A 20,139-nucleotide genomic window follows, 5' to 3' on the forward strand; every position below is an offset into this window, starting at 1 on the left:
GAAGATGGCTAAAGATCTGAGCGCGTTCGCCAAGGAAAATGGCGTGCGCTACTTCATGATCTCCTTTACGGACTTGTTTGGCGGCCAGCGCGCAAAGCTGGTGCCCGCGGCAGCCATTGCCGACATGCAGAAGGACGGCGCTGGCTTTGCAGGCTTTGCAACCTGGCTCGATCTCACCCCCGCCCACCCCGACATGCTGGCCGTGCCCGATCCCTCCTCCGTGATCCAGCTGCCCTGGAAGCCCGAAGTCGCGTGGGTTGCTGCCGATAGCGTGATGGAAGGCAAGCCGATCAATCAGGCGCCGCGCGTGGTGCTGAAGCGGGTCATCGCCGAGGCCGCCGAACAGGGCCTGCATATGAAGTCGGGCGTCGAGCCGGAATTCTTCCTGATCACGCCCGATGGCAAGGCCATATCCGACGAATATGACCATGCCACCAAATCCTGCTACGACCAGCAGGCGCTCATGCGGCGCTATGACGTGATCGCCGAAATCTGCGATTGCATGCAGCAGCTTGGCTGGGGGCCATACCAGAACGACCATGAAGATGCCAACGGTCAGTTCGAAATGAACTGGGCCTTTGCGGATGCGCTCGTCACTGCCGACCGGCATGCCTTCTTCAAGTTTATGACCCGCTCGATCGCCGAGAAACACGGGCTGAGGGCGACCTTCATGCCCAAGCCCTTCCCCGGCCTCACCGGCTCCGGCTGCCACGTGCATCTGTCCTTGTGGGACAAGTCCGGCAAGAAGAATACCTTCGCCGATGGCAACGACCCGCTCGGCCTCTCCGCGCAAGGCTACAATTTCCTTGGCGGCATCATGAAACATGCCTCGTCCATGGCGGCGATCACCAACCCGACGGTGAACAGCTACAAGCGCATCAACGCGCCCCGCACCATCTCAGGGGCCACATGGTCGCCCAACTCGATCACCTGGACCGGCAACAACCGCACGCACATGGTTCGCGTGCCCGGCCCCGGCCGCTTCGAGCTCCGTTTGCCCGATGGCGCCGCCAACCCATACCTTCTGCAGGCCGTCATCCTTGCCGCCGGTACCGCCGGCGTTCAGACCAAGGCCGAACCGGGCAAGCGCTATGATATCGATATGTATGCCGATGGGCATAAGGTGAAAGGCGCGCCCAAGCTGCCGCTCAACCTCCTCGATGCCTTGCGCGCCTTCGAGAAGGACAAGGGCCTGCGCCAGGCCCTCGGGGATGACTTCGCCAACGCTTACCTGAAGCTCAAGCACCAGGAGTGGAACTCATATGCCTCCCACTTCACGGAGTGGGAGCGGATGAACACGCTGGATATTTGAGCAGAGACTTGAGACCTGGGTTGGCGCTTCGAAAGCGAAAACGTCCAGGAAAACCGAGATCAGTCCCTTATGGCCCTCCCCTGTCGGGGGAGGGTTTCTTTTGCGCGAGCAATGCCTGCGTGACCTCGATAATGGGGCAAGCTCTATGGCCATCGGGTCGATAGCGAAACGAAAGCTCACCCGCGGCATGTCCCGGTGCGAAAGCGACAGAACGATATAAAGATTTCTTTATATCATCCATTGCCCTCCTCTCCCAGTCTTGCTATACCGCTCGCTTCGAAGCTGCCGCCAGCGGCGGCGGCCGCATCGCAAACGATCCTGAGGACTAGGTCATGACGTCGTTTACCGATTACATCGTCAAGGATATCTCGCTCGCCGACTGGGGCCGCAAGGAAATCCAGATGGCTGAGGTCGAGATGCCCGGCCTCATGGCCATCCGCGAGGAATTCGGTGCACGCCAGCCTTTGAAAGGGGCGCGGATCGCCGGCAGCCTGCACATGACCATTCAGACCGCGGTGTTGATCGAGACGCTGGTCGCGCTTGGCGCCGAAGTCCGCTGGGTCTCCTGCAACATCTTCTCAACCCAGGACCACGCCGCCGCGGCCATTGCCGCAGCCGGCATTCCTGTCTTCGCCAAGAAGGGCGAGACATTGCAGGAATACTGGGATTACTCCGACAAGATCTTCGATTGGGGCAACGGCGAGACCGCCAATATGATCCTGGACGATGGCGGCGATGCGACCATGCTCGTGCTGCTGGGCGCCAAGGCCGAGAAAGATCCCTCCGTCCTCGCCAATCCTCAGAACGAGGAAGAGGAGTGCCTCTTTGCCACCATTCGCCGGCGGCTCGCTGCAAATCCCGGTTGGTACTCCAAGGTGAAGGCTGCGATCCGCGGCGTCTCGGAAGAGACCACCACCGGTGTTCACCGGCTCTACGAACTGCAGAAGAAGGGCGAGCTTCCCTTCCCCGCCATCAATGTCAATGACAGCGTCACCAAGTCGAAATTCGACAATCGCTATGGCTGCCGCGAGTCGCTCGTCGACGGCATCCGCCGCGCAACCGACGTGATGATGGCCGGCAAGGTGGCCGTGGTCTGTGGCTATGGCGATGTCGGCAAAGGCTCGGCCCAGAGCCTGCGCGGCGCTGGCGCCCGTGTCATCGTCACCGAGATCGATCCGATCTGCGCACTGCAGGCGGCCATGGATGGCTATTCCGTGATGCCGCTCGAGGATGCAGCTCCGACCGCGGACATTTTCGTCACGGCCACCGGCAATAAGGACGTGATCACGATCGATCACATGCGGGCGATGAAGGATATGGCCATTGTCTGCAACATTGGCCACTTCGATAACGAGATTCAAGTGGGCGCCCTTAAGAACTTCAAATGGACGAATGTGAAGCCGCAGGTCGACCTCATTGAGTTCCCCGAGGGCAAGCGGCTGATTCTCCTGTCCGAGGGTCGTCTGGTCAATCTCGGCAACGCCACCGGCCATCCGAGCTTCGTGATGTCGGCCTCCTTCACCAACCAGGTTCTCGCCCAGATCGAGCTGTGGGCCAATGAGGCCAAATACAAGAATGAGGTCTATGTGCTGCCCAAGCATCTCGACGAGAAAGTGGCGCGGCTGCATCTGGACAAGCTCGGCGTGAAGCTGACCAAGCTCACCGAGGAGCAGGCCGCCTATATCGGCGTTAACGAGAACGGTCCGTTCAAGCCCGATTATTACCGCTACTGATGCCAATCCGCATCATACAGGCAAAGGCTTAAAAACCGCAGATTTTCAAGCCTTTGTATGCAGCTTTCATCCGCCCTCCCGTGCACTCCCCCCGGCCAGGTTGCTCGCTTGGCCGGTGGGCAATTAACTATTTCCCCTGTATAGATTTGCTTGTCGTTTTGCGGGGTGATTCGCTGGGATTACCGGCGTATCTCGAACATCGCCTGGGCGATGTGATGAAGCAATTGAGGGGAACAGCCGGGCTCTGATGTTGGCGGGTGGACCGAAAGGCATGCCTTTTGCACCAGGTCATAGAACCGCTGGTGCGCTTGTGGCCGTGTTAGGCATAGCGGCCCCATTGCCAGCACTGGCCGAACCGGCTGCCGAAGCGGTCCCGGCGCTGCGTTTGGGAACCCTCGGCAATGCCGATCTCATTACGCTGTCAACCGCCGTCATCGCGCTTATGGTCCTGCTCTGGGCACTCGTTGTCACGCGTCGCCTGGAACGTAATCTTGACGGCGAGCGCCGCCGCCGTGCGGAGATCGAGGCGCAGCTGAATGAATCCGAGGCGCTGCTCACCGCCGAACCGCATCTGCTCTTCATCTGGCGCGGACGCAGCGACACGGTGGAGCGTGTGGTGGGCGACATGCGGGGGACCTGCACCTGCCCGACGGACCGCAATGCGCAGGCCTGGTTTCCCGGCTGGCTGGAGGCAGAATCCGCCGCGACCTTGGAAGCAGCGCTCCGGGACCTGAAGATGCGCGGTTCGGCATTCAACATTGGCGTGAAGACCGTGGCCGGCGAATTGCTCGAGGCCGATGGCCGCGCGGCCGGAGGCCTGGCGACGCTGAGGCTGAGGCCGCTGGCCGGCGAACGCCGCGAAGTCACCAAGCTCGCCCACGAAAGCCGTAAGCTCTCCCGTCAGGTCGAGCGGCTCACAGCAATTCTCGATAATGCGCCTCTGCCGATCTGGCTGCGGGATGCCGACCAGCAGATCGTCTGGGCCAATCAGGCCTATGTTCAGGCTGTTGAAGCCGATGGCATCTCGACGGTCGTGCGGGACCGGATCGAGCTCGTGCCGCCGGAGCCGTCCACCGGCAGCAACTTGCCCGCCTTGGCCAACCGTCCGGCTGCGGCCATGACCGAGCGGCGGCGCCGTCACGCCGTCATCAACGGCAATAAGCGCGCTCTTGACATTTTCGAGGTCAAGCTTGCCGAAAGCGAGGCGGGCTTTGCTCTCGATGTGACGGCCATGGAAGAGCTCGAGAAGGAACTGCGGCGGCATATTCGCGCCCACGCCAGCACTCTCGACAAGCTCGCAACGGCCATTGCCATTTTCGGCGCCGACCAGCGCCTCCGCTTCAGCAACGCCGCTTTCGCCAATCTCTTCGGCCTCGATTCCGAATGGCTCGCAACCGCCCCCAGTGACGGCGAGATCCTCGATCGGCTGAGAGAGGAACGGGTTCTGCCCGAACAGGCAAACTTCCGCGAATGGCGTGCCCGCCATCTCGAGGTTTATAGCGCGGTCGATACCCGCGAGGACTGGTGGCACCTTCCCGACGGGCGCACGCTCAGGGTCATCGCTGAACAGCACCCCTTCGGCGGCGTGACCTATCTCTATGAGAACATCACCGAACAGATCCGCCTGGAGAGCCAGTATAACGAGCTCATCGGCGTCCAGCGGGAAACCCTCGACAATCTCAACGAAGCGCTCGCTCTCTTCGGGTCGGATGGCCGCTTGAAGCTGTTCAATCCCGCCTATGCCGCCCTCTGGGGCCTCGACAGCGACTTCCTCGCGACCGAGCCGCATATCGACGTGGTATTCTCAGCCTGCCACCAGACGCTGCCCGATGACCTGATCTGGGACGAGATCAAATATGCGGTCACCTCGATCGACGATGGCAGACGTCCCCTCCAAGGGCGCATCGAGCGGCCCGATCGGAAGATCTTCGATTTCGCCCTGGTGCCACTGCCCGATGGGAACACCCTGCTCACTTATACCGATGTGACCGACAGCACCCGCATTGAGCGGGCCCTGCGTGAGCGCGCGGAAGCGCTAGAGACCGCTGACCGGCTCAAGACCGATTTCCTCTCGAACGTGTCCTACGAACTGCGCACCCCGCTCACCAACATCATCGGTTTCGCCGATAGCCTCGCGCTCGGCTTTGCTGGCGACCTCACCTTCAAGCAGAAAGAATACATCCACGATATCCTTACCTCTTCCGCTGATCTTTTAAGCATCATCGATGCGATCTTGGATCTGACCACCATTGATGCGGGCGCGATGGAGCTCCGCTTCCAGGAGATCGAGATCCCGAGCCTCTTGACGGAAGCCGCTGGCATGCTTCAGTCGCGCATTGAGAAGCGCAGGATCACTCTTCAGGTCGAAATTCCCGAGGAAGGTGGCACCCTTGTTGCTGATCGCAAGCGTCTGCTGCAGGTTCTGTTCAACCTCTTGTCCAATGCGGTTGGCTTCAGCCCTGATGACAGCACGATCCGTATGGGCGCACGGCATGAAGGTGAGACAGTTGTGCTTTGGGTGAGCGACCTCGGTAAAGGCATGGATCCCGAGTTTCAGAAAGCAGCCTTTGAACGCTTCCGCGCCCGCCCTGGGGTATCGGGCCATCGCGGCCCCGGGCTCGGCCTGTCGCTGGTCAAGAGCTTCGTTGAGCTGCATGAAGGCAAGGTCATCTTGCGCTCTCGTCTCGGTGAGGGCACGACGGTTGTCTGCCGCCTGCCGGCCCGCGGGCCCTCATCGGCGGCCCGTACGCTCCGCCCCGCACGCGATCAATTGCCAAAGGCGCACGCGCTGTGAACGTTCTGACCGACCATATCCGCCTCGACGGCATCGATGCCATGACCGAGTTCGGGCGCGAGCTGGCGGCGGTCGTGCAGGTGGGCGATACCATCTTGCTCGGCGGTGATCTCGGTGCCGGCAAGACCACCCTTGCCCGTGCCATCATTCGCGCCTTGGCGCCACATCACGGTGAGTTCGAGGTGCCAAGCCCGACTTTCACCCTGGTGCAGGCCTACGACATCACTCGCATCCCGGTGGTCCATGCCGATCTTTACCGCGTGACGGGAAGCGACGAGGCCGCCGAACTTGGGCTCACCGACGCGGCAAAGGACAGCCTGCTCCTGGTGGAATGGCCTGAACGTGCACCGGATCTGTTCAAGGGCTCGGTGCTCGAAGTTGTCCTGGAAGAAACACTCGAGGGTGACGGGCGCATCGCCCGGCTGACCCCCCGTGGCCGCTGGCACGAGCTTTTGCCGCGCATGGAGATGCTCAAGGGCTTCCTTGCTCGCGCGGGTTGGTCGGATGCGGAGCGGCGCTTCCTGCAGGGAGACGCCTCCTCTCGTCGCTATGAACGCTTGTATCGCACCAACGGCACCGGCATTCACCCGGCCGTTCTCATGGATATGCCCCCCAAGCCCGATGGGCCGCCGGTCCGCGATGGCCTGCCCTACAGCCGGATTGCTCACCTTGCCGAGGATGTTCGCCCCTTCGTCGCTGTCGGTGAGTTTCTGCGGGCTGAGGGGCTGAGTGCGCCGGCCCTTTACGCCGTGGATCTCGCGGAAGGGTTCATCGTGATCGAGGATCTCGGCGATGCGGTCTTCGGCGAGATGGCGCGCGCCGGGGCCGACATGACCGAGCCCATGACTGCGGCGGTTGACGTCCTTCTGCGCCTGGCCTGCGTGGAGGCGCCGCAACTATTGCCTCTGCCCGGCGGTCAGCATCATCTCCTCCCCGACTATGACCGCCGCGCGCGCGAGATCGAGGTGGAGCTGCTGCTCGACTGGTACTGGCCGCAAGCGAAGGGTTCATTGCCGCGCGACGAGATCCGCGCGGCCTATCTCGAGGAATGGCGCACGCTTTGGCCCCTGGTCGAGGCTGATGAGCCCGTCGTGATGCTTCGCGACTATCATTCGCCCAATCTCCTGTGGCTGCCCGAGCGGCGGGGCATTGAGCGTGTCGGCATCATCGACTATCAGGACGCGATGATCGGACATGCGGCCTATGATCTCGCCTCTCTGCTCCAGGATGCGCGGGTTGACTTGCCCGAGGACATGGAGGAGCGCCTGCTGGAGCGCTACCTCGCCGAGCGGAAAGCGCAATCACCCGACTTCGATCGCGCGGCATTCACGGCCGCCTATGCGGTGTTTGGAGCGCAGCGCGCAGCCAAGATCCTCGGTATTTTCACGCGCCTCTCGAAGCGCGACAACAAGCATGGCTACCTTCCCCATCTGCCCCGCATGCGCCGGCATCTCGAGCGCAATCTGCGTCATGAAAGGCTCACAAGCTTGCGCCAATGGTTCGAACGGCATTTGCCGGAAGCCCTGAGCGCAACGGGTGTGTGACGCGAAGGGCATCGTCCACAAGCAGGGTGAATGATGAAAGAAGACCGCAAGGCGGCGATCAAGATCAATCGTGCCATTGTGCTCTCGGCTGGCCTTGGCCTGAGGATGCGTCCGCTGACGGAAAAGCGCCCAAAGCCCCTGATCGAGCTTGCCGGTCGCCCACTCCTCGACTACGCGCTCACGAGGCTTGCCGAGGACGGCGTGACCACCGTCGTCGTCAATGTGCACTATCTCCCCGATCAGATTGAAGACTATCTGAAGGACAGAAAACGGCCGAAGGTCATGATCTCCGACGAGCGCGAAGCGCTGCTGGATACCGGCGGCGGCGTGCGCAAGGCTCTGCCCCTCCTTGGAAAGGAGCCTTTTTTCGTACTGAACTCCGATAGCCTGTGGATTGAGGGGGCAAGCCCGGCTTTGAAGCGCTTGCGCGAAGCTTGGCGGGACGATGAAATGGACTGCCTGATGATGCTGGCAAGCACCGTCACCAGCATAGGCTATGATGGCAGCGGAGATTTCACCATGGACCCCACCGGCCGGCTGAGCCGGCGTATGCCCAATGAGGTCGCGCCCTTTGCCTATGCCGGGCTGTGCATCGCCCATCCCCGGCTGTTCGCCGACGCCCCCGAGGGCGCGTTCTCGATGAACCTGCTATGGGACCGGGCGATCGAGGCAGGGCGCCTGTTCGGCCTGCGCCACGACGGCATCTGGCTGCATGTGGGAACGCCCGAGGGCATTGGCGCTGCCGAACGAGCCCTGCGGGAGCTCTGACGTGACGGAGGCGCAAGCCAGCCTCCCGCTTCTCTGGACACCGCGTGTCTTCACCATCCCGCCGGATGAGCCATTCCTGGCTCGGCTGGCCGAGGTGATCGTTTCGGGCAAGCTGTTCCCGGACCTGCCGGCGCCGACGGCCCTCGACCTCGCGCAGATCAGCATCCTGCTGCCCACGCGCCGGTCAGCCCGTGCGCTCACCCATGCCTTCCTCGACCGAGGTCCTGGCGGCGCGACCCTTCTGCCGCGGATCCGCCCCTTGGGCGATGTTGATGAAGAGGATTTCGCCTTCGAGGCAGAAGAGGACCGCGGCGGCCTTGATCTGCCGCCTGCTCTGTCGGGGCTAGGCCGGCAGCTCGTTCTGATGCGCCTGCTGCTCGATTGGGCTGAACGCAATCCCGACCATCATCTCGGCCGCGCCCTGCGCTCCGGCCCAGGCCAAGCGGTCGCGCTCGCCCGATCCTTGGCGAGCCTCGTTCAGTCCTTCGAGACGGAAGAGGTCTCGCTAGATGCATTGGATGCGATCCGTGAAGGCGACTATCCCGAGCATCGCGGCAGCCTCCTCGACTTCCTCGACATGGTTCGTCACCGCCTGCCCGACGAGCTCGCGAGCCTCGGCAGAATAGGCCAGCAGCTAAGGCGCAGCCTGTTGATTTCACTGGAGGCCGCGAGGCTGTCGCAGCGCGCGCCCGAGCATCCCATCATCGCGGCGGGCTCCACCGGCTCCATCCCGGCAACCGCGCGGCTTCTCTCTGTCATTGCGCGCTTGCCCCATGGTGCCGTTGTGCTCCCGGGCCTTGATCTGAGCCTCGATGACGCGAGCTGGGCCGAGCTGCCGCAGCAGCATCCACAATACGGATTGAAACGGCTGCTCCAGACGCTCGGGATCGAACGGCGTGACGTCGAGCCCCTGCCCGGCACGCACAAGGGCGAGGGCGGTGCAGGTAGCCCGAAGCAGCGCCTGTTCAGCGAAGTGATGCGACCTGCCGCGACCACCGAGCAATGGCGCGATCTCACCAAGAAACTGCCCGCGGACGAGCTTCGGCTGGCAAGCGATGGCATTGAGCTTATCGAAGCCCCGAGCCAGCGGGAGGAAGCGCTGGTCATCGCGCTGATCATGCGGCAGGCGCTCGAGACACCCGGCCAGACCGCTGCGCTCATCACGCCCGATCGCCGCCTGGCCCGGCGGGTTGCCTCCGAGCTTGCCCGCTGGAACATCGCGGTTGACGACACCGGCGGCATACCGCTCGCGCACACGCCCGAAGGGGCATTCCTGTTGCACTTGCTTGATGCAGCCCTCGATGATTTCGGTCCGGTGCAGCTGCTCGCACTCCTCAAGCACCCGCTTGCAGCTTTCGGGCTGGAGCGGCCCGAACTGCGCCGGCGCGCGCGCCTTCTCGAGCTTGTGGCGCTGCGTGGCCTGCGCCCCCCACCCGGCATCGACGGTATCCGCCACGCGCTTGCGAATGCCCGGCGCGCACCGCCGCGCGGTGCACCATCCGGAATAACTGGCGCGGATTGGCGTGCTCTTGAGGATCTTCTCGACCGGATCGAGGCGACGGTCAAACCTTTGACCGAGGCCCTCGCCTCTGGTGCCTCCCCGATCGATGTCATCACGCGTGCCCATCTCGAGGCAGGCGAAGCGGCATGCTTTGGAGATGCTCATGGACCGGCGCTCTGGCGCAGCGAGAACGGCCGTGGCCTCGCAGCCTTGTTCGCCGGCTTGCTTGAGGAAAGCCCCCTTGGTCCGGAAATCAGACCAGCACTCTATGCCCCCCTCTTGCGTGACCTCATGATGAGCCGGGTGGTGAGGCCGCAGGCCAGCCGCCACCCGCGCCTTGCCATTTACGGCCTCTTGGAGGCGCGCCTCATCACCGCCGACACCACTATTTTGGGCGGGCTCAACGAGGCCGTCTGGCCCGCCATTCCGCAGGAAGATCCCTGGCTCAACCGCCCGATGCGGCAGGCGATTGGCTTAGATCTGCCCGAGCGTCGCCTAGGCCTTGCTGCCCATGATTTCGTGCAGGCGATCTCCGGCGCCCGCATCTATGCCACCTGGTCGAGCAAGATCGACGGAGCACCGGCAGTGCCCTCCCGCTGGATCTTGCGCCTCAAGACCCTCTTGGCTGCATCGGGCGCGGACGAGCTCGTTGCGCCCCGTACGCCATGGCTGGCCTGGGCGGCCCATCTTGACCGGCCCGCACGGCAGGAACTGGTGACCATCCCCAAGCCGCGGCCGCCGCTGGCCCTGCGCCCACGCCGCCTCAGCGTCACCGAGATCGAGCGCTGGATCCGGGATCCATACGCGATCTTCGCCCGTCATGTTCTCAAGTTGAGGCCCTTGGAGGAACTCGACCAGCTGCCAGGCCCTGCCGAGCGCGGCATTCTCGTCCATGCAGCCCTGCAGCGCTTTGCCGAGGCCTGGCCCGAGCAGCTGCCGCCTGATCCGGTTGCAAGCCTTATCGAGCACGGCCGCGCGATCTTCGCAAACTGGATGGCCTATCCCGATGTTGCAAGCTTCTGGTGGCCGCAATTTCTTAAGATGGCCCAGTGGTTCGCGACAGAAGAGACCTTGCTGCGGCGGGCCATGCTGCGCCAGCTGGTCGAGCTTCGCGGCCGTATTGAGATTGAGGCACCGGGCGGACCTTTCGAGCTCACCGGCCGCGCCGACCGCATCGATCTGCTCACCGACGGCTCGGCGCGTATTCTGGATTACAAGACCGGGGCGCTGCCTACCCACAAGCAGGAAGCGGCGAATTTCAGCCCGCAATTGCTGCTCGAAGCCAAGATGGCCGAGCTTGGCGGCTTCGAGGCGCTCGGGCCCGCCCCCGTTCGCGAGCTCATCTATATCAGGCTCACCGGCGGCAATCCCGCGGGCGAGCTGCGCATGATCGAGGCTGATCCCGGCCTCATCGACCGGATCTATGGCGGCCTTCAGGAACTGATCGCCGCCTATGATAATGATGCGCAGCCCTATCTCCCGCGGGTGCGCATCCATCGCGAGGACGCGGTGCTCGATTATGACCACCTCTCCCGCTTCGCCGAATGGCAGGCTCTGGCCCAGGACAGCGGTATGGCGAATGGCAATGGAGAGCGCCAGGAATGACCGACGCGATCCGGCGCGCCACCGACGCCCAGTCTCGCGCTTCCAACCCCGACGTTTCCGCCTGGGTATCCGCCAGCGCCGGCTCGGGCAAGACACGGGTGCTGGTGGACCGCGTGATCCGGCTGATGCTGGCCGGCACTCCCCCTGAACGCATTCTTTGCCTGACCTTTACCCGTGCCGCCGCCGCGGAAATGGCCAATCGCCTCTTTCAGACCCTGTCCAGCTGGGTCGGGTTTGATGACGATACCCTCTCCAAGAGCATCGAGCGCCTGACGGGAGCGCGCCCAGGAGAGTTCGGCTTGATCGAGGCACGCCGCCTGTTCACGCGCGCGCTGGAGACGCCCGGCGGCCTGAAGATCCAGACCATTCACGCCTTCTGCGAGAAATTGCTGCAGCGTTTTCCCGTCGAGGCCGGCATCGTGCCGGGTTTCGAGGTGATGGATGAACGCACCGCCGAGGAAATGCTACGCGACGTGCGCGACGACTTCATGCACCGCGCCGGCACCGCGCCCGAAGGCCTGCAAGCCCAGTCCTTCGCCACGGTGGTCTCCTATGTCGGCGCCGCCAGGTTCGACAAGGTGCTGAAGGAGGTCCTGGCCTCCCGCGCGTCCCTCGTCAGACTGCTCGATGCGAGCCTCTTTCAGGAAAGCATCGTCAATCTCGGACGGCATCTCGGGTTGGGCCCCGATGACACCCCGGAGGCGATAACCCTCGAATTCGCTCACGGATTGAACAGGCGAGCCCTCGCCGAGGCCCGTGAGATCCTGAGTACTGGCTCGACCAAGATGGTCGCCCAGGCGCGGCATCTTGCGGCACTCCTCGCAGCGGATGATCCGGAGCTTGCCTTCGCGGCCGCCCGTGAAGCCTTTTGCAAGGGCAAGGATGAACCGAAGGCCGACAGCTCCATCATCACCGGCAAGCTCGCCGCTGCCCATCCCCATATTGCCGAAGCCCTCTTCGCCGAGCGGGCGCGGGTCATCGACCTCCTTGAACGGCAGCGCTGTGTCCATATCCGTCGCGCAACGGAAGCATTGCTGTTTGTGGCGCTTTCCATGCTGGGCGACTATGAGGCCGAGAAGCGCCGACGCGGCCAGTACGACTATGAGGATCTGATCGAGCGAACACTCGCACTGCTGACGGAGCTCGACGATGCGGGCTGGGTGCTGTTCAAGCTCGATGGCGGCATCGACCATATCCTCATTGATGAGGCGCAGGACACGAGCCCGCCTCAATGGCGCATCATCTCGGCCATTGCCGAGGAATTCTTTGCGGGCGCCGGAGCCCGGGAAGGGGCCCACCGCACGCTGTTCGTGGTGGGCGATCACAAGCAGTCGATCTACAGCTTCCAGGGCGCTGATCCGCAGGTCTTCGATGAGATGCACCGTGCCTTTCGCGCGCGGATCCGCGATGCAGGCCGGCGCTTCGAGGACGTGCCGCTCAGTGTTTCCTTCCGCTCGACTGCCGATGTGCTGCAAGCGGTGGACTGGGTCTTCGAGCAAGTCGAGGCGCAAGCCGGCCTCAAGCCCCGCGACGGTGAGCTCCTGCCGCACCAACCGACACGATTGGGCCAGGCAGGCCTGGTCGAGATCTGGCCAAAGCTGCAGCCTTTGCCCAAGCCGCCGCCCACGCCGTGGGAAGCGCCGGTCGATCATGAAGATGCAGCCCATCCCCGCATGCGCCTCGCCGAGCGGATTGCGGCCACCATCCACAATTGGCTCGTTGAAGGCGAGTTGCTTGCGTCCCAGCAAAGACCGATCCGGCCGGGTGACATCCTGATCCTGGTGCGCCGTCGCGATCGCCTCGTCGATGCGCTTTTGCGGGGCTTGAAGCAGCGCGGTGTGCCGGTGGCGGGCGCCGACCGGCTCGTCCTCACCGAGCATATGGCGGTGAAGGACCTGATCGCGCTCGGCCGCTTCGTCCTCCTGCCCGAGGATGACCTGAATCTCGCCTGTTTGCTCAAGAGCCCACTGCTCACCCGCGATGACGGGCGTGCGCTCGATGACGATGATCTGATGATCCTCTGCCATGACCGACCAGGGAACCTGTGGCCGGCGCTCCAGAACGCCGTGGCCCGTGGGCTTCCCTATGCGGGCGCGTTGCAGCGCCTGCGCGACTGGTTTGCCCGCGCCGATTACGCCTCGCCCTTTGCCTTCTATGCGGAAGTGCTCGGCGCCGATCGCGGAAGGGAAGCCTTTGCCCGCCGCATGGGCGATGAGGCCCACGACCCGTTGGATGAGTTCCTGCGCGCAACCCTCGATTACGAGCAGGCGCACACCCCGTCACTGCAGGGCTTCCTGCATTGGCTGATCTCGGCCGAGACGGTCATCAAGCGGGACATGGAGCACGGGGTCGATGCCGTGCGCATCATGACCGTGCATGGCAGCAAGGGCCTGGAAGCCAATATCGTCTTCCTGCCCGATACCTGCTCGCCGCCGCGCAAGCAGAACGATCCCGAGATCCTCGCCTTTCCCGCCGATGAGCACGGTGATCCCATTCACTGCTGGCGGCTCGGCTCAGCCTATCGGACCCGCGCGATCGATCGGCTTCGCGAGCGCGAGCAGCAGGCGCAGTTCGAGGAATATAACCGCTTGCTTTATGTGGCGATGACCAGAGCGCGCGATCGCCTCTATATCTGCGGATATAAAGGCGCTCGCCCGCCCGCCGGCATCACCTGGTATGATCTGATCTCAACAGCGCTCAAGCCCCGCGCCCGGGAAATCGTGCTCGCCGATGGCGAGACCATCTGGCGCATCGAAAGCGCGCAAACCGCATCAATGCCCGCGCCCGCCGGCGAGGAGACACGGCAGCAGCCGGCGGATCTACCAGACTGGACCCTGAGATCCGCCCCGCCCGAGGCGCCGGGCCACATTGAGCTTTCTCCTTCGCATCTGGGTGAAGGCTTGGCGCCGGCCTTAAGACAGTCCGCGGAACCATCGCCGCTGCTCATAGCCTCGGACTGGCTCCGCTTCCGCCGCGGCCGCCTGATCCATCGGCTCCTGGAGGCCTTGCCCGATCTGCCCCGACATGCCCGTGAGGCTGCGGCCCTGCGCTATCTCGCGCAATCTGCATCCGATTTGAGTGAGCATGAGCATGTCGGGATATGGCATGAGGTGCGAGCGATCCTCGATCACCCCGACTTTGCTGAAGTGTTCGCGCCCGGCAGCTTGAGCGAGGTGCCGCTTGCAGCGCTCACCGCCGATGCTGGGGCCAAGCTGACAGGACGGGTCGATCGCCTCGCCATCACGCCGCGCCAGGTTCTGGTGATCGACTATAAGACGAACCGGCCCCCGCCCCTTACCCTAGACGAGGTGGACCCGGTCTATATCCGCCAGCTGAACGCTTACGCATCCATCCTGCGCCGGATCTTCCCGGATAAGCGCGTGCGCTGCGCGCTGCTCTGGACGGTCGGTCCGCGGCTGATGGAGCTTTCAAATCCCGCCGGCTGACGCATTGTCAGCACTCAGACCATCGTCATATTTGTCGTCAAACTGTCGCACGACTCGCTGAACATGTCATAATGCCCGTGTGAGTTGTTGCCGCACAGGCCGCCGGGCGAGTTTTCATCATGTCTGACAGCGAGGTTCCTCTGACAATTGCCTTCGGGCTTCTGGTGGCATGCCTTGCGGCGCTCGTCCTGACCCAGAGCCTCACCCCTGCCAATCTGCTGATCGCTGCGGGACTTGCTGGCGCAATCCTGCTGCTTCTGTTCACACCCGCCCACAAGGCGGAAGAAGAAAAGGTGGAGGCCAGCACCGACGAGGACGACAGCGCCGGTCAGACGATCGATCCGGTTCTCCCGTCGGTCGGCGAGGCCTTGCCGGATCCGCTTCTGGTGCTCGACAGGGATGGCATTGTCCGGTTCTGCAATTCTCACGCGCGCGCGCTGTTCGAAATGGATCCGCTGGAGCAGCATGTGTCCAGCGCGATCCGCGCGCCGGCGATTCTGGAGGCGATCCGGTCCGTCCATGCTTCGGGCCGTGCGCAGCGGGTGGATTATGAGGTGCGCGTCCCCGTCGAGCGGCGCTTCGAGGTCCATGTTGCGCCGATGATCCTGAGCCTTCCCTCGAGTGGTGGCCCCCGCGCCAACACCTCCGTGCTGCTCTTGATGCGCGATTTCACCCATGCCTACCAGATCGAGCGCATGCGGTCCGACTTCATCGCCAATGCGAGCCATGAGCTGCGCACCCCGCTCGCCTCCGTCCTGGGCTTCATCGAGACCCTCCAGGGCGCGGCCCGCAATGACAGCGCCGCCCGCGACCGCTTTCTCGAGCTCATGCGGCAGCAAGGCACCCGCATGACCAGGCTGATCGATGATCTGCTCTCCCTCAGCCGCATCGAGATGAACGCGCATGTGCCGCCGACGTCGGAGGTGAACATTGAGCAGACCGTCCGCCACGTCGCAGACCTCCTGCAGCCTCTCGCAGCAGAACAAAATGTCTCTGTTTCCGTGACCCCCGCACCTGCCGATCACGCCTATATGGTCCGCGGCGACCGGGACGAGCTGGTCCAGGTGTTCCAAAACCTGGTTGAGAACGCGATTAAATATGGTGGAAGCGGCAAGCCCGTCGAGATCGAGATTGCCCGCGCCGGCACGAGCATCGAGGTCTCTGTTTGCGACCATGGCCCTGGCATACCGAGTGAGCATATCCCGCGCCTCACCGAGCGCTTTTACCGTGTCAGCACCCAGGACAGCCGGGCCCGCGGCGGCACCGGGCTCGGGCTTGCTATCGTCAAGCACATCCTCAATCGCCACCGGGGCAAGCTCATCATTCGCAGCACGCTTGGTGAAGGCTCATGCTTCACCGTCAGATTGCCGGCAGTTAAAGAAGAAAAACATCTCAAAAAGTCAACGGCTTAGTCCGTTATAAAACTGTCGCGTAAACGTCATACAACCGCAGTGCTGACCGCTTAAGGGTTGCAGACCAAATAACTTGCCTATTCCAGCGAGCCAAAACAGAGAGGCACGAAAATGAATGTGATCCGCAAAGCGGGCATTGGCGCGGCGATCGCCGGGGTGATTGCCCTGGTTGCTGCGGGCGTTTCCAATGCTGCCAATATTGCAGGGGCTGGCGCGACCTTCCCCTATCCGATCTACGCGAAATGGGCCGAGACCTATAAGCAGGAGACTGGCGATGGGCTGAACTATCAGTCGATCGGCTCCGGCGGCGGCATCAAGCAGATCCAGGCCAAGACCGTGACCTTTGGCGCATCTGACATGCCACTGAAGCCGGAAGAGCTCGAGAAGTCGGGCCTGGTTCAGTTCCCGATGGTCATGGGTGGCGTGGTTCCCGTGATCAATCTCGAGGGCATTCAGCCTGGCGGGCTCGTCCTGAATGGCGATGTCCTGGCGAAGATCTTCATGGGCGAGATCACCAGCTGGGATGACGACGCGATCAAGCAGCTGAACCCGAACGTCGACCTGCCGTCCCAGGCCATTGCCGTCGTGCACCGGTCCGATGGCTCCGGCACCACCTTCATCTTTGCCGATTATCTCTCCAAGGTAAGCAATGACTGGAAAGAGAATGTCGGCGCGGCGACCTCGCTCGAATGGCCGGTCGGCATCGGCGCCAAGGGCAATGAGGGTGTCGCCAACAACGTGAAGCAGACGGCAGGCTCCATCGGCTATGTCGAATATGCCTATGCCAAGCAGAACAACCTCACCTATGCAAACCTGATCAACGCCGATGGCAAGGCCGTGAGCCCGACCATCGAGGCGTTCCAGGCGGCTGCGGCCAATGCGGATTGGGCTGGAACTCCGGGCTTCGGCGTCCTCGTGACCAATGAGCCCGGCGCTGGGAGCTGGCCGATCACCGCGGCGACCTTCATCCTCATGCACAAGCAGCCCGACAAGCCGGAAGATGCGGCCACTGCGCTGAAATTCTTCTCCTGGGCTTACAAGAACGGCGATGACGCTGCGGCCAGCCTTGATTACGTGCCGCTGCCGGATGAGGTGGTTGCCCTCGTCCAGGAATCCTGGAAGCAGATCGTCGGCCCCGATGGCCAGCCGGTTTTCAAAGGCATGTGATCCCCACCCGGAACACCCGCTGCTTTGGGGCGTGACCTCGGTTCAGAGAAAGGTCACGCTCTGGCACGGAATTGGAGCGGTCTCGCGATGTGCCTATACGCGAAACCGCTCTAAGACGAGTGTTCCCTTTTTCGCTCCGGCTTGAAGCACCAACTCTGTATCGGGGGCAACATGTCGAGTCAGTCGATCATGACAGAACGCACAATCACTAGACCCGCGCAGTTTGACCGGTCTCACGCGCTCAAGAAATTTGCGGCGACCGACACTGTCTTTCGCGGGCTCACCTACTCAGCTGCCGTGGCTGTTCTGGTCCTGCTCGGCGGCGTGATCGTCGCTCTGATTCATGGATCCTATCCGGCTCTGAGGACCTTTGGCCTGGAATTCTTTACCACCCAGTCGTGGAATCCGGTCACCGAGCGTTTCGGCGCGCTTGCGCCCATTTACGGCACACTCGTCACCTCCATTATTGCGCTGCTTCTGGCCGTGCCGGTCGGTATCGGTATCGCGATCTTCCTGACCGAGCTTTGCCCTATGCCTCTGCGCCGGCCCATCGGCATCGCCGTCGAGCTCTTGGCGGGCATTCCCAGCATCATTTACGGCATCTGGGGCCTTTTCGTCTTCGCCCCCTTCCTGCAAGAACATGTCCAGCCCGCCCTCATCAGCACCTTCTCGGGCATTCCGGGGCTGAGCAGCCTCTTTGCGGGCCCGCCCTACGGGATCGGGGTGCTGACCGCGTCCTTGATCCTGGCGGTCATGATCCTGCCCTTCATCACGGCCATCACCCGCGACGTGTTCGAGACCACCCCTCCCATGCTGAAGGAATCAGCCTATGGGCTTGGCTGCACCACGTGGGAAGTGGTTCTCAAGGTGGTTCTGCCCTTCACCCGCGTCGGCGTGATTGGCGGCGTCATGCTGGCTCTGGGCCGCGCCCTTGGCGAGACCATGGCCGTCACCTTCGTGATCGGCAATGCCCATCGCATCAGCGCCTCCCTTCTGGCGCCCGGCACGACGATTTCGGCCTCCATTGCCAATGAGTTCACCGAGGCGATCGGCACGCTCTACACATCCTCGCTCATCGCCCTCGGCCTCATCCTCTTCCTGATAACCTTCATCGTGCTCGCTGCCGCGCGTTACCTCCTGCTGCGCATCGAGCGACGCCTGGGGAACTGACCATGTACGGACGCAGGCGCTTCAAGAACTCCCTGGCCATGGCCCTGTCGGTGGTTGCCGCCGCCATTGGCCTGGGCTGGCTCATCCTGATCCTGGTGGTGCTGGTCTATAAGGGCATATCTGGCCTCAACCTGGCCGTCTTCACCGAAATGACGCCGCCGCCCGGTAGCGAAGGCGGCTTGCTGAATGCCATCGTCGGCAGTCTCATCCTCACCTTCCTTGCCATCATTATCGGCACGCCCATCGGCATTCTCGCCGGCACCTATATGGCCGAATACGGCCGCGGCACCAAGCTCACGATGATCGTGCGTTTCATCAACGACATTCTCCTGTCCGCGCCATCGATCGTGGTCGGCCTCTTCGTCTATGAGACCATGGTGCTGGCCATGGGCAATTTCTCGGGCATTGCCGGTGCGGTAGCCCTGGCGATCATCGTCATTCCCGTGGTGGTGCGCACCACGGAGGACATGCTGCTCCTCGTTCCCAACACCTTGCGCGAGGCGGCCTCAGCTCTGGGCGCCCCGCGCTGGCACGTCATCTCGAACGTCGCCTACAAGGCTGCCAAGACCGGCATGATCACCGGTGTGCTCTTGGCGATAGCACGCATCTCCGGCGAAACCGCGCCCCTGCTGTTCACCGCTCTTAACAATCAGTTCTGGAGCACCGATCTTCTCGCACCGATGCCAAGCCTGCCGGTCGTGATCTTCCAGTTTGCGCTGAGCCCCTATGAGGATTGGCAGCAGCTGGCTTGGACCGGAGCCCTCATCATTACGGTCGCAGTGCTTGCGCTCAGCATCATCGCGCGCATGCTCTCTGCGCGGAAAACGGGAATCTGACCCATGGCGAACGCCCTCACCACCACCGCTGCTCGTGAGCAAGTCGCGCCGGCTCTGCGCGAGCGCATCTCCATCCGCGATGTCTCCTTCTACTACGGAGATTCGAAAGCGCTGAAGAACATCAGCCTGCCGCTCTATGACCGCGAGGTCACCGCCTTCATCGGTCCCTCCGGCTGCGGAAAGTCGACGCTTCTGCGCATCCTCAACCGGATGTACGACCTCTATCCCAAGCAGCGCGCCGAGGGCGAGGTCTTGCTCGACGGCGAGAACATCCTCGACCCAAAGCAGGATCTCAACCTCTTGCGGGCGCGGATAGGCATGGTCTTCCAGAAGCCGACCCCATTTCCCATGTCCATCTATGACAACATCGCCTTCGGGGTTCGGCTTTATGAGAAGCTGCCGAAATCCGAGATGGACGACCGCGTGGAGGATGCGCTGCGCCGTGGCGCACTCTGGGACGAGGTGAAGGACAAGCTGCACACCAGCGGCATGGGATTGTCGGGCGGTCAGCAGCAGCGTCTGTGCATTGCGCGCAGCGTTGCGGTTCGCCCCGAGGTGATCCTGTTCGACGAGCCCTGTTCGGCGCTGGACCCGATCTCGACGGGGCGCATCGAGGAGCTGATCGAACAGCTCAAAGTCGACTACACCATCGCTATCGTCACCCACAACATGCAGCAAGCTGCGCGGGTCTCGAAGTATACGGCCTTCATGTATCTCGGCGAGCTCATCGAGTTTGACCATACCGAGAAGATCTTCACCGCTCCGTCAAACAAGAAGACGGAAGAATATATCACCGGCCGTTTCGGCTGATTGCCGTTCGGCGGATGACGTTCGGCTGGGCCGGACAACCG

At 62.9% G+C, this 20,139-nt stretch carries 12 protein-coding genes; all 12 read left to right on the top strand.

The annotated features are described in order from the left end of the window. The first annotated feature begins 4 nt into the window (after nt 1-4). Nucleotides 5-1,312, top strand: coding sequence for a type III glutamate--ammonia ligase (gene glnT, locus RCF49_RS07375; RefSeq protein WP_342644145.1), 1,308 nt, complete (start codon nt 5-7; stop codon nt 1,310-1,312). Nucleotides 1,313-1,644: 332 nt separating this feature from the next. Then, a complete protein-coding gene (gene ahcY / locus RCF49_RS07380; protein ID WP_342643386.1) occupies nt 1,645-3,045 on the top strand; it encodes an adenosylhomocysteinase in 1,401 nt (466 codons plus the stop codon). Between the two features lie 271 nt (nt 3,046-3,316). Beyond that, the gene (locus RCF49_RS07385; protein WP_342643387.1) at nt 3,317-5,839 is read left to right on the top strand and encodes a sensor histidine kinase; all 2,523 of its coding nucleotides are present in this window, start codon (nt 3,317-3,319) and stop codon (nt 5,837-5,839) included. Then, nucleotides 5,836-7,383, top strand: a complete 1,548-nt coding sequence (gene tsaE / locus RCF49_RS07390) for a tRNA (adenosine(37)-N6)-threonylcarbamoyltransferase complex ATPase subunit type 1 TsaE (protein WP_342643388.1) — start codon at nt 5,836-5,838, stop codon at nt 7,381-7,383. Before RCF49_RS07385 ends, tsaE begins: the two co-directional genes overlap by 4 nt. A gap of 30 nt (nt 7,384-7,413) precedes the next feature. After that, the gene (locus tag RCF49_RS07395) at nt 7,414-8,151 is read left to right on the top strand and encodes a nucleotidyltransferase family protein (RefSeq protein ID WP_342643389.1); all 738 of its coding nucleotides are present in this window, start codon (nt 7,414-7,416) and stop codon (nt 8,149-8,151) included. 1 nt (nt 8,152) lies between these two features. Next, nucleotides 8,153-11,257: a double-strand break repair protein AddB gene (gene addB / locus RCF49_RS07400; protein WP_342643390.1), complete on the top strand. Its 3,105-nt coding sequence runs from the start codon at nt 8,153-8,155 to the stop codon at nt 11,255-11,257. Next, nucleotides 11,254-14,703 carry a double-strand break repair helicase AddA gene (addA, locus tag RCF49_RS07405; protein WP_342643391.1) on the top strand — a complete coding sequence of 1,150 codons (3,450 nt, stop codon included), beginning with the start codon at nt 11,254-11,256 and terminating at the stop codon, nt 14,701-14,703. Before addB ends, addA begins: the two co-directional genes overlap by 4 nt. Nucleotides 14,704-14,822: 119 nt before the next feature. Next, nucleotides 14,823-16,115, top strand: coding sequence for a phosphate regulon sensor histidine kinase PhoR (gene phoR / locus RCF49_RS07410; RefSeq protein ID WP_342643392.1), 1,293 nt, complete (start codon nt 14,823-14,825; stop codon nt 16,113-16,115). A gap of 111 nt (nt 16,116-16,226) precedes the next feature. Beyond that, complete coding sequence (pstS, locus tag RCF49_RS07415) at nt 16,227-17,282, top strand: phosphate ABC transporter substrate-binding protein PstS (protein ID WP_342643393.1); 1,056 nt, start codon at nt 16,227-16,229, stop codon at nt 17,280-17,282. Between the two features lie 189 nt (nt 17,283-17,471). Then, nucleotides 17,472-18,452: a phosphate ABC transporter permease subunit PstC gene (gene pstC, locus RCF49_RS07420; RefSeq protein WP_342643394.1), complete on the top strand. Its 981-nt coding sequence runs from the start codon at nt 17,472-17,474 to the stop codon at nt 18,450-18,452. A 2-nt stretch (nt 18,453-18,454) separates the two neighbouring features. Then, on the top strand, nt 18,455-19,288 hold the full coding sequence (gene pstA / locus RCF49_RS07425) for a phosphate ABC transporter permease PstA (protein ID WP_342643395.1): 834 nt from the start codon (nt 18,455-18,457) through the stop codon (nt 19,286-19,288). Nucleotides 19,289-19,291: 3 nt separating this feature from the next. After that, on the top strand, nt 19,292-20,098 hold the full coding sequence (pstB, locus tag RCF49_RS07430) for a phosphate ABC transporter ATP-binding protein PstB (RefSeq protein ID WP_342643396.1): 807 nt from the start codon (nt 19,292-19,294) through the stop codon (nt 20,096-20,098). Nucleotides 20,099-20,139 lie beyond the last annotated feature (41 nt).

The sequence above is a fragment of the Rhodoligotrophos sp. CJ14 genome (assembly GCF_038811545.1).
GTDB classification, from domain to species: domain Bacteria; phylum Pseudomonadota; class Alphaproteobacteria; order Rhizobiales; family Im1; genus Rhodoligotrophos; species Rhodoligotrophos ferricapiens.

Excerpts from the sequence above, each read along its gene's own strand:
- addA (WP_342643391.1), top strand. The coding sequence starts at position 11,254 with ATGACCGACGCGATCCGGCGCGCCACCGACGCCCAGTCTCGCGCTTCC.
- ahcY (WP_342643386.1), top strand. The coding sequence starts at position 1,645 with ATGACGTCGTTTACCGATTACATCGTCAAGGATATCTCGCTCGCCGAC.
- RCF49_RS07385 (WP_342643387.1), top strand. The coding sequence starts at position 3,317 with ATGCCTTTTGCACCAGGTCATAGAACCGCTGGTGCGCTTGTGGCCGTG.
- pstS (WP_342643393.1), top strand. The coding sequence starts at position 16,227 with ATGAATGTGATCCGCAAAGCGGGCATTGGCGCGGCGATCGCCGGGGTG.
- RCF49_RS07395 (WP_342643389.1), top strand. The coding sequence starts at position 7,414 with ATGATGAAAGAAGACCGCAAGGCGGCGATCAAGATCAATCGTGCCATT.
- phoR (WP_342643392.1), top strand. The coding sequence starts at position 14,823 with ATGTCTGACAGCGAGGTTCCTCTGACAATTGCCTTCGGGCTTCTGGTG.
- pstA (WP_342643395.1), top strand. The coding sequence starts at position 18,455 with ATGTACGGACGCAGGCGCTTCAAGAACTCCCTGGCCATGGCCCTGTCG.
- pstC (WP_342643394.1), top strand. The coding sequence starts at position 17,472 with ATGACAGAACGCACAATCACTAGACCCGCGCAGTTTGACCGGTCTCAC.
- glnT (WP_342644145.1), top strand. The coding sequence starts at position 5 with ATGGCTAAAGATCTGAGCGCGTTCGCCAAGGAAAATGGCGTGCGCTAC.
- pstB (WP_342643396.1), top strand. The coding sequence starts at position 19,292 with ATGGCGAACGCCCTCACCACCACCGCTGCTCGTGAGCAAGTCGCGCCG.